The sequence below is a fragment of the Mesorhizobium sp. M1334 genome (assembly GCF_040317995.1).
In the GTDB taxonomy this organism is placed as follows: domain Bacteria; phylum Pseudomonadota; class Alphaproteobacteria; order Rhizobiales; family Rhizobiaceae; genus Mesorhizobium.
In genome coordinates this window covers 82,795-97,163 of sequence record NZ_JAMYLM010000018.1, presented here as the reverse complement: position 1 = coordinate 97,163, position 14,369 = coordinate 82,795, and the positions used below count along the sequence as shown (strand labels likewise).

10 protein-coding genes are annotated in these 14,369 nt (G+C 59.4%); 7 read left to right on the top strand and 3 right to left on the bottom strand.

Annotation, left to right across the window (positions count from 1 at the left end; all coding sequences use genetic code 11):
* The first annotated feature begins 40 nt into the window (after positions 1-40).
* From NKH17_RS25005 to NKH17_RS24980, 5 genes are all read left to right on the top strand, one after another.
* Complete coding sequence (locus tag NKH17_RS25005) at positions 41-1,543, top strand: ATP-binding protein (RefSeq protein WP_352900813.1); 1,503 nt, start codon at positions 41-43, stop codon at positions 1,541-1,543.
* A gap of 151 nt (positions 1,544-1,694) precedes the next feature.
* Complete coding sequence (locus tag NKH17_RS25000; protein WP_352900815.1) at positions 1,695-3,860, top strand: adenylate/guanylate cyclase domain-containing protein; 2,166 nt, start codon at positions 1,695-1,697, stop codon at positions 3,858-3,860.
* 1,036 nt (positions 3,861-4,896) lie between these two features.
* Positions 4,897-5,820 (top strand): MBL fold metallo-hydrolase, encoded by a 924-nt coding sequence (locus NKH17_RS24990; RefSeq protein WP_352900817.1) that lies wholly within the window; start codon positions 4,897-4,899, stop codon positions 5,818-5,820.
* Between the two features lie 54 nt (positions 5,821-5,874).
* Entirely contained in the window at positions 5,875-6,201 is a 327-nt protein-coding gene (locus NKH17_RS24985; protein WP_352900818.1) for a (2Fe-2S)-binding protein, read from the top strand.
* Positions 6,202-7,334: 1,133 nt separating this feature from the next.
* The gene (locus tag NKH17_RS24980; RefSeq protein ID WP_352900820.1) at positions 7,335-7,529 is read left to right on the top strand and encodes a hypothetical protein; all 195 of its coding nucleotides are present in this window, start codon (positions 7,335-7,337) and stop codon (positions 7,527-7,529) included.
* A gap of 439 nt (positions 7,530-7,968) precedes the next feature.
* Here NKH17_RS24980 and NKH17_RS24975 read toward each other — a convergent pair whose 3' ends face one another.
* A complete protein-coding gene (locus NKH17_RS24975; RefSeq protein WP_502910626.1) occupies positions 7,969-8,439 on the bottom strand; it encodes an RHS repeat-associated core domain-containing protein in 471 nt (156 codons plus the stop codon).
* 457 nt (positions 8,440-8,896) lie between these two features.
* Between NKH17_RS24975 and NKH17_RS24965 the strand changes: the two genes are divergently transcribed.
* Positions 8,897-9,784: a hypothetical protein gene (locus NKH17_RS24965; RefSeq protein WP_352900822.1), complete on the top strand. Its 888-nt coding sequence runs from the start codon at positions 8,897-8,899 to the stop codon at positions 9,782-9,784.
* 14 nt (positions 9,785-9,798) lie between these two features.
* On the top strand, positions 9,799-11,619 hold the full coding sequence (locus NKH17_RS24960; RefSeq protein ID WP_352900824.1) for a peptidoglycan-binding protein: 1,821 nt from the start codon (positions 9,799-9,801) through the stop codon (positions 11,617-11,619).
* Between the two features lie 473 nt (positions 11,620-12,092).
* Here NKH17_RS24960 and NKH17_RS24955 read toward each other — a convergent pair whose 3' ends face one another.
* Positions 12,093-13,502 carry a VanZ family protein gene (locus NKH17_RS24955; RefSeq protein ID WP_352900826.1) on the bottom strand — a complete coding sequence of 470 codons (1,410 nt, stop codon included), beginning with the start codon at positions 13,500-13,502 and terminating at the stop codon, positions 12,093-12,095.
* 421 nt (positions 13,503-13,923) lie between these two features.
* Positions 13,924-14,136 (bottom strand): SOS response-associated peptidase family protein, encoded by a 213-nt coding sequence (locus NKH17_RS24950; RefSeq protein ID WP_352900829.1) that lies wholly within the window; start codon positions 14,134-14,136, stop codon positions 13,924-13,926.
* Positions 14,137-14,369 lie beyond the last annotated feature (233 nt).

Genomic DNA, 14,369 nt, shown 5'->3' with positions numbered 1-14,369 from the left:
CGCTTCCAGCGCGCGTGCACTAGGCTTGCATGGTGGGCAGGTGGCCGCGGTGTTCTGCCGCGGGACGCGGCCACCGGCCACCTACCTCTTCAAGCATGCGCTCGTTCAGGACGCAGCGTATGGCACGCTGCTGCGCACTAAGCGCCAGGAGCTACATAAGCGTGCCGCAGATGTGTTGGAGGAAAAGTGGACCGAAATAACTGAAGCGCAACCCGAGCTCCTCGCCCACCACCTTCAGGAAGCTGGGGATTGGGCAGGCGCGCTCGATCACTGGCAAAAGGCGGGAAAGGCCGCCGTGGCCAGAGCTGCCACTCGGGAAGCCGTGTCGCACTTTGCCAGTGCTATCGACTGCAGCAGGAGAATTGGCGATGTCTCCGGCGGCACCGAACGGATGACACGTCTCCACCTTGCGATGGCCAATGCCTTGATGCAGGCTGAAGGGTATCGTTCTGAGCGCCTTGGGAAGACCCTTGAGGATGCACGTCTTGCCGCCGCGAACGCGGCATCGGTCGAATTGCAATGTGACGTTGCGCTTTCACTCGCTCCATTTTTTTATGCCACTGGGCGCAATCACGATTACCTGACCCTGGCCGAAGAGCAGCTCGCAAACGGTGCCGATCTCCTTCCGACGGCCTATCTGAGTGGTCTTTGGGCAACGAAGGGAATTGCTCATTCCAACCGAGGAGAACAACCACTGGCAGCGGAGGCTTTGCGGAATGCCTTAGATCTGATTGATCGTGTTGAGCCAAGTCGTCGCATTTCGTTCGCCGGTGCGGATCAACGTGTGTCTGCCCAGGCATATTTTAGCGAATCGCTGATCATATTGGGTTTCTTTGATGCTGCAGTCGAAGAGAAAGAGCGCCTGATGCGAGATTTTGACCAGCTCGATAAGCCCTTCGACCTCGCGTGGCATCTTCTCGTGCAGTGCCAATTGTGCGCGCTACTCGGCCAATACAAGGAATTACTCGATAACGCTACGAAGATCGTCGAGATTTGCGATCGGCATGGCTACGCGGCGCGTCGAAGCAGCGGCATTAGGTGGCGTGGCCATGCCCGCTCGCATTTAGGTGAACTGGATGCCGGCATCGATGACGTCCGGGAGAGTATGGTTCTTTGGCGTGGGCAGGGCGTCGTATTTCATACCCCTGAGAAAGCATGCGAACTTTGTGATCTTCTCCTGCGGGCCGGTCGCATCGAACACGCATCGCAAATGCTTGATGATGTCGATACCCTCATTTTCGACACGGACGAGGCGAGCTATCTGGCAGAATGTATCCGCCTTCGGGGCCAGATTGCCGCGGATAGGGGTGACCTCACGGGTGCCGCGCACCTATTCGAAACAGCAAGTGCCACTGCCCGTCGTCAGCAAGCGAGGCTTTTCGAGCTTCGCGCCACAAGGCAACTGGCACCAGTTCTGGCACGGCAAGGTCGTGTCCATGAAGCCGCGACGCGTCTGCAAGCGGTGGTCCACACATTTGACACTAAGTATCCAATCGTCGACCTCATCGCGGCACAAAGGGCGCTGGACGCCCTGAACCGTTGAGGTCGCACCATCTGCGTCGGTTCCGACAACGTGGTTCGATCTCGCGTGCCACCGGCTGATAGGCACGTGAAGCCGGCGTCTCCAATGCGCTTTTCCCTAGCTTGTGGTACTATCAGTCGCGCAGTGTGATGCTATCCAATGGGGGGCAGTCATGGAGCGAAAGCTCGCTGCCATTCTTGCCGCGGACGTGGTCGGCTACTCCGCACTGATGGAGCCGGACGAACAGGGCACGTTCGAGCGTCTCAAGGCAGGCCGCAAGGAACTATTCGAACCCGAAATTGCCCGCCACCATGGCCATACCTTCAAGCTGATGGGCGACGGCCTGCTGGCAGAGTTCTCCAGCGTCGTGGACGCGGTCGAATGTGCCGTGACGTTGCAGCACGCCCTGGCGGAACGCAACGCCGCCGTTTCCGAGGATCATCGGATTCGCGTCAGGATCGGGATCAATCTCGGCGAGGTGATTGTCGAGGGCGAGGACCGCTATGGCGAGGGCGTCAATGTCGCTGCCAGGCTCCAACAACTGGCGGAACCTGGCGGCATCTGTGTCTCGGCAAAGGTCGCAAAAGAGGTTGAGAAGAAGTTGGCTTTCGGCTTTGAGCCGATGGGCCAACAGAAGCTGAAGAACATCGCAGAACGGGTGCAGGCGTACCGGGTGCTGGTCGATCCCGCGGTGGCGGGAAAGCCCATGGCTGTCAATCGACACCCACGCTTCAGGCGCAATCTGGCCGTCGCTATTGGGGTCCTTGTTATCGCAGTAGGCCTTGCAGCAGCGTGGTGGCGACCGTGGGAGTCACCGCCTCGGCCCACCGCTCTGACGGCCAATGCGAAAGCCGACCCCCGGCCATCCCTCGTCGTGCTTCCATTTGACAATCTCAGCGACGACAAGGCGCAAGGCTATCTGGCAGACGGTTTCACCGAGGACCTGACCACAGAACTTGCACGCGTGCCCGGCCTGTTCGTCATATCGCGAAACGCGGCTTCCACTTACAAGGACAAGGAGACTAAACCCGCTGAGGTCGCCGCAGCGCTTGGTGTCCGGTACATACTGGAGGGTTCGATACGTCGGGTCGGCGACGACATGCGTATCAACGCGCAATTGATCGACGGCTCGACCACCGGTCATCTCTGGGCAGAACGTTTCGACGGCCAGTGGACGGATGTGTTTGCGCTGCAGGACAAGGTCGTCGTCAGCATCGCAGGCGCGCTCAAGCTCCGTCTCGTCAGCGCCCAAGGCAAGGCAGATGTCGCGGGCGGCACGCGCAATCCTGCAGCCTACGAAGCTTACCTCCAGGGCCTGGAAATCTACAATCGTCGCAATACTCCAGACGAGTTTGCGCAGGCGGTGAGGTTTCTCCAGCAGGCGCTGGAACTCGATCCGAATTTCGGCGCGGCGGCAGCCTCGCTCGCATGGGCCTATTGGGAGATGGACGGGCCGCGGGGCAAGGCTTTGGCCGTTTCGGATATTGGCGCGCTTTACAACGTCTACAAGTACCTGGACCAAGCGGCCAAGCATCCTTCGCCCTCCTACTATCAGCTCGTCGCCAGTTTGCTAGTTCGCGAACACCGGTCCGACGAGGCAGTCGCGGTTATGTTCAAGGCAGTGGCGCTCGATCCGAGCGATCCCCTGAACTATGTCGGGCTGGCAGAAGCCCTGAATTTCAATGGCAGGCCGAACGAGGCGCGCGACTACCTCGTCGCGGCCAACCGTGTCGACCCAGGCGGCAACGACCATCGGCACTACCTGGCTGGGCTGGCTGAATTTGGCCAGGGTCGTTTCGAGGAAGCTGTCGACTACCTTGAAAGGATCGATCTCCAATCGCCCGATCCATGGCCGAAATTCTATGGCCTGCAGGTGTTGGTTTCGGCCTACGCACATCTCGGGCGCAGCGACCAGGTCGCGGCCTATAGTGACAGGCTAAGGAACGTCATGTTGGAACGAAAGGATGGAGGGGCAAATCAGCTGGTCACGCAGAGGTATTTTGTGTTCAAGAACCCGACTGACATCGGGCGTCTGCTGGACGGCCTGGACAAGGCCGGTTTGCCGGAGTTGCCGGAAGAGGTCGATCTGGATGCGAAGGACCGGCTTACCGGTTCGGAGATCAGGTCGCTCATCCTCGGTCGTGACCTCCGCGGGGGAGGCGCATGGATAGACAAAGGAACCAGCTGGGTGCAGCAGAACTTCCTGTGCGACGCCATTCCGAAAGTTCAGACAACCTGCGGCGCGATCTTCCGGAATCCTGCCGGGACGCCGGAGCGACGCAACGAGTATACGGCAGTCTTCCGTTTCGATCGTTTTGAGTTTTCGACCGTCAAATAAGACCACCCCGGACCTGCCGGCGATATTCCATTCCGAACCAAAACTGCATGCGGACCTTTCTGCCCGCTGATCCCGCCACGACGAGCGCAACGCAACGGTCTCGACCGACGCTGATGATGCAGTAAATGACCGCCTCAACGCGTCGCCTTCGGTGCCTCCGCCCGGAAGCGGGGATCGCGGGTGACAATGCTGGAGGTCATGTTCGCGCCTCATGTCAGACGCTAGAGTCACCTTCTTCTTTGCCTGTAAGCAGACATTCGATCGACTGGGGACATAGTCGACTCTTCCATGCGTCCATTTGGACAACCGCTATCGCGCGTGGTCGCCTTAGATCGAATGGTGGCGAAACAGCCAAGTGTAACTTGCACCCAGCTAGGCCTTGCCAGCGAAGCCGGAAAGCGCGGGGCAAGCACTTGGCGGTTGTGCGAGATCAGCACCAACACCGCGATGGCCGCCAGGTAGGGCAGGGCCAATAGCTGCTCCGAGGGGGCCCGAGCCCGCGCCTGTCCCTGCAGGATCGTCATGCCGCCGAACCGCCAGCCGCCGAGCAGGACGCGCAGCGGGTGCCATGTCGCGAACACTGCCAGCGCCAGCGCGATCCAACCTTTGCCGGCGGCCAGTCTGATTTCTCGTTAAGCAGTCACCAAAGCAGTCAGCCCGCCTGCGGCCGGACGGCCGCCGCGAGAGCGCTTATGCGGCTGCGAGACCGGCAGCAGGATATCTAGGAGCCGCCGATGATCACGCTTTACGATTACGAGCCGTCCGGCAATTGCTACAAGTTGCTCACAGCGGCTATTCCCTGCTCGAAGCGGTCTCTTTCGACGTTTGCGGGAGATCATCCGCCCTTGCAACGGTCGGTCATGGACCCTCGCATTGCCTGACCGATACTTCCGTTTGATGGTCGCGCAGGCCGCGGCGGCGCAATCTCGTGTGCAGACGCCGTGTGGCCGTCCATGGAGGCACATGCCAATCCACGGGGGCCAGCGGCGGAGGCGGCCGATATGGCCGTGGCAAAGGCGATCAACAGGAGACAACCATGAGCACAAACATGAACGTGGACGACATTTCCACTCGACCGGGGACCGACGAGCTGGTTCCGTCGCGCTACGCACTTAAGATCGGCGAGATTGACGTGCTCGTGGTCAGCGATGGAATCCTACCAATTCCAGCCCCGACTATCGCATACAACGTCGACCCGGCCGTCCGGACAGCCTGGCTGGAGGACGAGTTCCTCTCGCCAGAGACGCTCGAGTGGCCGCTGAACGTGGCTGTGGTGCGCAGCGGCGACCAAACCATACTCGTTGACGCTGGGCTGGGGGCGGACCCGGAGTTGCACTTGCCGCGGGCTGGGCAGTGGATCCATCGACTGAAGGCCGCCGGCATCGATCTGGCATCAGTGACTGACGTGGTGCTGACCCACATGCACATGGACCACATTGGCGGGCTGCTCATCGACGGCGTGAAGGAGCGGCTGAATCCGCACCTGCGGATTCACGTTGCAGCCGCTGAGATCAAGTTCTGGGAATCGCCCGATTTCTCCCGCGTGTCCATGCCGCAGGGGTTTCCAGACGCGCTTCGGCGGGCAGCCAAGCGGTTCGTGAATGAGTACCGCAGCCAGCTGCGCCCGTTCGAAGACGAACACGAGGTGGCGCCGGGGGTGGTCGTCCGTCGCACAGGAGGCCACACCCCCGGGCACAGCGTGGTCCGTCTGGCGTCAGGCGGCGACCGGCTGACGTTCGCCGGGGACCTCGTGTTCCAGGTCGGATTCGACCATCCCGACTGGCACAACGGCTTCGAACACGACCCCGAGGAGGCGGCTCGCGTCCGCGTCAGTCTTATGCGGGAACTCGCGGCGAACCGCGAGCCGCTGGTGGCCACTCACCTGCCGTTCCCGTCGGTCTGCCATGTGGCGGTCGACGGCGACGCCTTTCGTTGCGTACCGGCGGTTTGGGACTACTGACCGCTTGCTGGGTGACGCCCAACCTAGCCCATCTCCGTCGAGAGCCATCGCGCCATGATCATCTGTTCATGCAATGTGTTGAGCGATCAGGATGTCCGCTCCGCCGTCGAGGCGGAGCGGACGCGCTGGATTAGTCAGGTCTATGGCTGTCTCGGCAGTCCCAAGTGCGGCCGTTGCGTGCGCGCCATCCGCCGCCTCGTGGACGAGGCGCTCGAGGAGCGTGTGCGGCATCTTGCAACGGCTGCGCGCGGTCCTCCCAATCGTGACTCGGCTGCCGCAGGCCGGCTTTCTGAAATGACGACCGCTTGTTGGGACAAGATCGAACCACGACGAACACACGAGTTTGAACAACTGCTCGAGCGCCAAGGAGTCGCGGGCTGACGAAGGAGGCACGGACGCTGTCGTGCTGCAAAATGCGCGAGGGTTCGATCGATAGAGCGTTACCGCTTCTCCACACTCGCGGATACCTGCGATATTTTCCATGGACATGATGATTGTCTCGCTGCTGCAAAGAGCAGTGGCGAACGGGAAGGTCTGACCATAAACCGACTACGTTTTCCACGACGCGAACCGCAACTTTGCGCTGCGCATCTCGGTCGAAGAGTTCGATTTTGCTATTTGGCCGAAAGCCGCCCTCTCCGCCGACCTCACGCTGCTGATGAATGTGGCCTTCTGACCGCTTGACGCCGTCATGCTGTTCAGCCGTCGTCGGGTTGGGCAGGAAGCGGCTTGCGAACGCCGCGACATCGTCCATCTCGCGTGTGCCTTCATGACATTGCTTGCAGGTCGTAACTTCCCCGCCCTTCGGTCGCCACTTTCCATCGAACAGCCCCCTTGGCGGTACGTGGTCGATGTCGACGCCGCGGGCCGATCCGGTACAATAGATGCAGAACGGCTGCTTGCTCCGTAACTTCTGGCTCAGACTCACCAAGTTGGGGTCCAACTCTCCGACAGAACATGTTACGGCCTCGCTGGCGGAAAGCGGAGGGGGCATGGGGGAGCCTCGCGCGAGCCAATTATCCGATCCCCCGCTCAGAAATTTCTACCAAACATTCCGACCCCCTTCACACGAAATCGTATGTTGATTTTTTACCACTGTGGATCATCAATGATCGCTTGGGTTTAGCTTGAGGGGGCTCCCAGGATGGGCGATCAATCGAACTCTCCACCCGCCGCAGCTGCCACGAAGGACCTTGTTCAGAAAGTGATCCTGCAAGCCTCTCGCGGTGAAGTCTTATCCGTAAAGGAGACCATCGCAGAGATACGCCGAGACTCTCCGTATCTGCTGGTTACTGACGATGAGCTGGTCTATCTTATAGTCAGTGCGGCCCCGGCCTTGGAATGGCAGTCGCTTTCGACCTCCACGAATAGTCCTCATGGAAACCATTGGTTCTACCCCTATAGGACCGAGAGGGCACGGAGCGCAGAAATTTCTACCAAACATTCCCGGCCTCGTGGTTGGAACCATTTCCGTTCGGGCGAGTTGCGGCTGACGGGGAAGGGACGCCCTGCACATGACCAAGAAGAACAAAGCAGGCCATCCGTCTGTCTCCAAAGCATTTCTGAAACTGATCCATTCCGAAGACAATCGTCGTGACATGCACAAGCTGTTAAGGCTAGCAGTCGAACCAGAACTGCCGCCGACCTTAGCGTCATTACTTGCGGCCATTGATCTGGCCAAACAGGGGAAGACCGAAGAAGGTGCCTAGCGGCTGGCTGAGCGTCAAACCGAGGAAAGCATTCCTGGCTGCTGCAAAAGAGGAGGGGACGTTACTCCCCAAGGGCATAAACAGGTGGCCCGCCGCCCGTGAGAACGGCGACGGACCGCCTACAGCGGCTGCACATCCACGGAGAACACACGCCGCTGCGAGATCTAAACCCGGGAGGGCCTGCGTTGTTCCCTACGACCTGGGTTGGTCGGCGGGCTCGTTCCGCTCTAAGTTCCCCTTCCACTCGTGTTCATCGAACCGGTTCGCCATCCGGTCCAGCAGCTTACGGGATGCCGCAATTGCGCGGCGGGTTTCGTCAAGGGAGAGCCGAAGGTCATCGATGTCTGCGCGCGCGCGACGCTCATTCAACCGAGAACTGTCTATTTGTAAGCGAGAGCTGTCTGTTAAGTGATACCAATCGGAAACCATCTTTGCAGAGCTAGCGCGCCCGCATCTCAAACTTGATCATAGCCTCTAAGAACGTCTCGTTGGACTCGTCGCGAACGGTCATCACAAATTCTCGAGAGGGACCATTCGCACCGCTCTTATTGACCGGATCGTTCTGGGCATAGGCATATCGGTTGGTGCCGACACCCGGTTTGGTCGGATCCCAATCATCGGGCGAGATGAACCTGCCGAGCACCGGATCCATGTACCTGGCATTGAGGTAGAGGAGCCCTGTCTCGGGATCGAAACGTTCGCCGATATAGGACTTCTGCGTCTGGAAGCCGGTGTTGAGGCGTTCGCCATAGCTGGCGTAGTTGGTCTGCTCGGCGAAGCGGGCCTTCCAATTGTAGATCGAGGCGTCGCTGACCCCGTGCTTGCGGCACAGATCGGCAACCGATGCCCCGGCCTCATGTTCCTTCAAAATTCCGATGATCTGCTCTTCAGAGAAGCGGCTACGTTTCATGTCCTGGTCCTCTCGATGGGCCAGAACGAACTTCAAACCGGATTAGATCAGAGGGGCAAGGTCACCCCAACTTCGGCGCACATCACGCAGGCGTAGGCCTTCCCGGGGGCATGAGCACCAGAGAATTGGTCCGAATTTGAGGAACGGCGCTGGAAACCAAACTTCTCCGGCACGCTTCGCTCAGCCAATAGGTCTCTTGCACGAGCGTACACTGGCCTGAACGTTTGGTCTTTGCACATTCTTACGAAGTGTTTCTCAATTCATCCACATAGCTGGCAAAACTTGCCCGGACGGCGATCATGGCGTCCTTAAGCTCACGAGCGAGACACATCTTAGCAGCCTGTCAAGGAAGCAGGATTGTTCCGAATACTTAGCTCTCCAAAACTGCTCAGAACTAGCTTGCTAGATCTCTATTTTGGCCCTACGGTATACCTCGGATTGACGCGGGGGTGGAATAATGGGCCATTTGCGCCCGAATGTGCAGCTACTTTCTGCCGTTCTCGTTGTTTTCTACAGTATTTCACTCGCAAGCTGCGTCTCAGGCGTAGCTGAGTTTCAGCTTTATGTTCAGGCTTTCGGGAAGCAATACGAGCAGGGACAGACTGTTCTTGATCGAGTGGCGCGAGCTGAGCGCATTGTGGTTCGGCGACGGATGGCAGGGACCTCGGCATCGGACTTCAATCCGGACCAAGCGGCGTACTACATCGACATCGGCGATCCGCCCATAACTGCCTCTATACGCGCCTCGCTGAAGTCGCTCAAGGACTACAATGACGCGCTGGGCGCGCTGGCGAGCGGCGAAAGAGCCGAGGCGCTTGTCGCGAGGGCCGGGACGCTAACGGTGGCGCTTGCCGGCACGGTTACAGCGCTTGGCGCGGCGACCGGAGCAGCCGCCCTAGTGCCAGGGGCGAGTCAACTAGTGAGCCAGGCAGCCGGCGCCGCCAACCAGGCGGTGCCGATTTTCCAGCGGATTGGGGCCCATGCAAGCCGCGAGTCGTTCCGCAGGCAGCTTATCGAGGCATATCCCGCTATGCGCGAATTGATGCTCGCGATGCGCGAGGGCACGCCTGCAATGTACGAAATCATGAAGCGGTCATATGTGCAGCGTGGCTCACTCGAGACGCCGACCGGAATCCCCTCGTCGAACGTGGCCGAGCTCGAGAAAGACCGCGAGCTCCTCGCTGGCTGGGTGGTACTTATCGACAGGAGCCTCGCGGCAATGGAAACCGCGGTCGCCACTGCCATGTCCGGCGCGTCGCCGGGCGATCTCGCGGCGCTGACAGCGGCCTCCGTCGAGCTGCAGGTGCTGGCGGTGCAGGTGCAGGATATCCGCAAGAGGCCTTAAGGAGGGATTGGGCGATGTCGTCACTTCCGCAGATCAAGGCTGAGCTCGAGAGCATGCGGGCTAGCCTTTTTCAGCCGTTCCAAGAAGCCAAGGCGCGGGGCGACACCGCCGAGATGGCGCAACTGACCACGCTCGCAGGCCAGATAGACGATGCCCTCGACGACCTTGCTATCGAGGCGCTGACCGCGGTAGCTGTGCGCCTCAATGGCTTGCGCGCCAAGGTCGACGCGCTGACCAGAAGGGCGCGCGGTTGGCCGTTTGGAACCGCCGAGGCGCCGGAGGATCACGAGCGGCCGTTTGTCGACGCGCTGCCGGAGAATGACTTTGAGGATGAAGGCCCCGACCAGCCGCCGCCATCCGCGTCGCCCGAGGCTATTAAGCCCGATACGGTGCCGGTCGTCAGTGAGGGTTGGTCCGAAGTCTATTCCGAGCTGTGGAAGGCGATCACTGTGTCGCCGGATTGGGTGAGGAAAGCCGATGCGATCGCGAAGAAGATAGTCGCCAATCAGTCGCGCTACGCAGCGGCCGTCGCCGGGACACAGGTGCCGTGGTGGTTCATCGCGATTGTCCACGCGATGGAGTGCAGCCTAAGATTCGACCAGCATCTGCACAATGGCGATCCGCTAGAGGCGCGCACCGTGCGCGTGCCGAAGGGCAGGCCGCCGGCCGGCTCTCCACCATTTACTTGGGAGGAGAGCGCGCGCGATGCGATTGCCTACGAGAAGCTCGACAAGATCGACGACTGGTCAATAGCGAGCGCCCTGTACCACTGGCACCGCTACAATGGCATCAACAACGAGTACAAGCGACGCGGCATCCCGACACCATACCTGTGGAGCGGCAGCCAGCACTATCGCAAGGGCAAATACGTCGCTGATCACGTCTTCGATCCCGAGGCGGTGTCCCAGCAGGTCGGCGCAGCGGTGGTGCTCAATGCACTCGTCGATCTTGGGGCGGTCATCATCGGTGACAAGCAACAAGTGGAGGACAACCCGGCGGTCGCCACCGGCGACGCCGCCACAATCAAGATCGATATCAGCGGGCCAGACTTCGACTCCGCCGTCGCCGAACTCACCTATCCGGGTCGGTTCAAGAAGGGTGGGGGCAAAACCAAGGCGGAGAAGGCGGCAGTGCGCCGCATCCAAGAGTGGCTCAACATCCACGACTGCGTTACCTCGATTGATGAGGACTACGGCGATTCGACCGAGACGCAGCTCAGGGCTTTCCAAATGAGAAGCGGGCGCCAGCCTACCGGCGAGCTCGACGCGGAAACCTGGGCGCTGCTGACCGCTCCGATGCGTCGTGCGCTGGCGCCGGCTGATCATGGACCGGCACCGACGCTGGAGAGCGCCGTGATCGAAGTCGCCCAACAGCACATCAGGGAGCGACCCGTCGAGATCGGGGGAAACAACATGGGTCCGTGGGTCAGGCTTTTTATGCGCGGGCAGCAGGGCAAAGCACAGAAGTGGTGCGCCGGCTTCATATGCCTAATAGTCGCCCAAGCCGCGCGCGACCTCGGCGTGACGACGCCCTTCACGCGCCAGGTCGGAGTTGATGCACTGGTAGCCGATGCCAAAGCCTCAGGCCGTCTCATCAAGGAGAAGGATGTCGCAGACCCGATCGCGCGTAAGTCAAAAGTACTGCCTGGCAGCTTTTTTGTGGTGCGTCGTAAGTCAACCGACTGGACCCACGTGGGCATTGTACTGGCACTAAGATCCACAACCTTCGATACCCTCGAAGGGAATACCGGCGGCGACGGGGGAACTGACGGAACCAACGCTCGCCAAGGCAACAGGAGCTACGCGGGTAAGGACTTCCTTCGGCTGGTCCAGTGACGGCTTGCCTTTGGCAATCCGTCATTAGGTCGGACGGACTCCTCCTGCTGCGAGTTCCGCGCGCGCCCGACTTCCCGCGATCCTTTGGGGAACGAAATGCCCCGCCGAAATGATCGATGAAGGCTTGCGCATCGCCTCGTTTGGCGAAACGATAGAGGTGGTAATCCTCGCACTGGCTAACCGTCCAACTGACCGTCAATGAGCGACCACGCGGCGTGACAGAGCGGCCTCGGGCTAAATTGAAACTCGGCTCGAAATGGAAAATGGAAGTCGCGAGCGAGATCGACATGCATAGTGGCCCGGCGCGGAACCAATGCGAGTTGGTGAGCGCCGGCAGCCGAGAACATTTTAGTGCTATCCAAGCCATGCCCGTGGACACAAAGCTGCGCAAGCGGGGTCGCGCGGCGAGGCCTTCCCTGAAAACATACCCTCCGCGACCTGATGCACGACGGCTGGATGCGCTCTTTCGAGGTTCAACCCTGTTTCGGAGGTGGGGTCGAAGGCCTTGGTTCGTTAATAAGGCCCTGGAGGAATGTGACAAGCTTGTCCAGCAGCGCGAAGAACACGTCGATGCTGAATCCTATCAAAAACGCGATGGCGAACGAATTCACAGTTAGGCCGACAAACTTCTCCATGGTATCGGGCGTCGGTGCCCAGAACCACGCAAAGATGATGCCAACAAATCCTCCCAATGCGACCCTGTGTACGATCTTGTCTATTGGAGGATCCGTGAGTACGGGATTCAGCACGGCGCGCATATAGAAGATCATTGCCCCCAGGGCGCCGTATAAAGCTGGTAGGATCCATAGGCCATAAACATTCAGCGTCTTCTTTATTTCGCTGCCCAGTGCCGCGAAGTATGGCATGGTGTAAGGCGAGATCATAAGCGACTCTGCACAAGCGAAATTCGTAATCAACCTTTTGTTTTCGCTTAAAATTTTGCCGGGCGGTTCCTTCATGAAAACAGCAAAGGGAGTGTCTGCAGCTTGCGGGGGTTCGCCTCCACCACATGGCTCGTTCTTCCGCATATCGTTCGGATCTGCCGGAACCATACCCGGAGGAGCGGCCGCGCCTGATGAGGAGGCGTTCGTCGCGAAAGCTTTCGCAGCAGTTCCATCCGCAGTGGGAGCGGTGGATGGAGAGGTATTCGCCGCCGGAGGCTTTGTGGGAGGATTGTTTGCAGTCGAATTTTTCGCGGCGGGATTAGTGGCACCAGGCAACCCCGTACCGCTCGGCGTGCCAGCGCCAGCGGGCACTGACGCTGCATGTGACATTGCCTTCAGTAAGCTGTCGTCCAGCAGCGGCATAAGTTCTGCCAGGTTCGAATACTCCCTGACGTCAGTTTTCACCTGACTATCCAACTCGCGCAGTTCGTCGAGCATCTTGTAGTAGGTTTCGCCCGCATCGCTCTCCTGACCTTCGAATTTGGCCAACCGCCATTCTCGCGCAACGGCCGCCATCTTCTCCGAGGGTTTATTCTTGTCGACACTCTCAAGACGAGCGATTAGTTCTGTGCCCTGATTATAGAGCACTGTAAAGTATGCCGTGATCCCCATGAGAAGAATGGACGCGCAAATCAGGCCGTACCTTCTGCCAAGGCTCTGTTTGTTATTGGGGTTAAATGGATCATTATCCCTAATATCTAGAAGTGTCGTAGGAACGATCTCCGCAACCGCCTGATTGAACGCCTTTTGCAGGGCGACGGCTTCTGAACTGCTCCAACTCTTCGTTGATAGGGACTCAAAAGCCCTTATGGCTTCAAAAATATCGCCGCTTCGTAGCCTACCGGCTCGCTGGCCGTAGGCTGCCGTCAACTTGGCATCCACCAGCAACTCTTCGAGATCCTTCTGGGTGTCCCGGTTTTGGTGAGAACCTTCAGACATGTAAGCCACTCCGAAGCCTTCTGGCCGGTTGCCTAGCCAAGCGTCCCCCAAACTGGTTCGTTGTATGTGTAGCATACACATGGCGAGCCGGGCGGGCCGGGCGGTTGCGCCCAACACCAGAAATAAGGTGTGAAGCAAATCTGCCCAAGATAATGAGCAGGCACTTGCGCCAAACCTACTCGGACAGTCAAAAGTACAAGCAAAACAGAGAGAAATAGCCGTTGGCCGTATCTCATCGTCAATGTCCATTGCGCGCGTGTAATAGGCGCCCCAATCCATCACTATTGCACGGTCTCATCATTAAGCAAAGCGAATAGCTGAGCAGATGGTTTGAGAGCCGTAAACAGCTTCGATCTACGATTCCTTCCCCGCTCGTGCTCCCCTCTTGATGAGGACACGAAAAGAGCCCGAAGCAAAACTCTTAGCGCAGCTGTAAGAAGTTCTTTGCCCTCCTGTGCGCCATTGGCCCGAAGAACAAGAACGCCTGCTGCCTTAGAGAATGGGTGCCGCGGGTGCTTGCCGCAATCGGCCGGGTCGTCCATTCGTAGATGCCATCCGGCGGGATCAAGCAGCGCGCCGAGGCGAACGCATCCCTGAAAGCGCCCGACGTATCGACGGTTCGCGATGCGGGCATTGAACATCCCCACCTTTAGCATTGCCTAGCCCTCCATAGTACCAACCCCCATCAGCCCTCGCGGAGCGCGACGTTGTAGGCCGGCGTCGTTGCGCTGTTTCTCTCAATCGATGGTCACCCGATAGTGCGGGTGAATTTCCGACCAGGATAGGTATCGATGGAAGGGTCCGCACAAGGCGGCAGACGGGTATCAGCGCAGTTAGGTCTAGAACACCAGGAAATCGCCGCTGGGG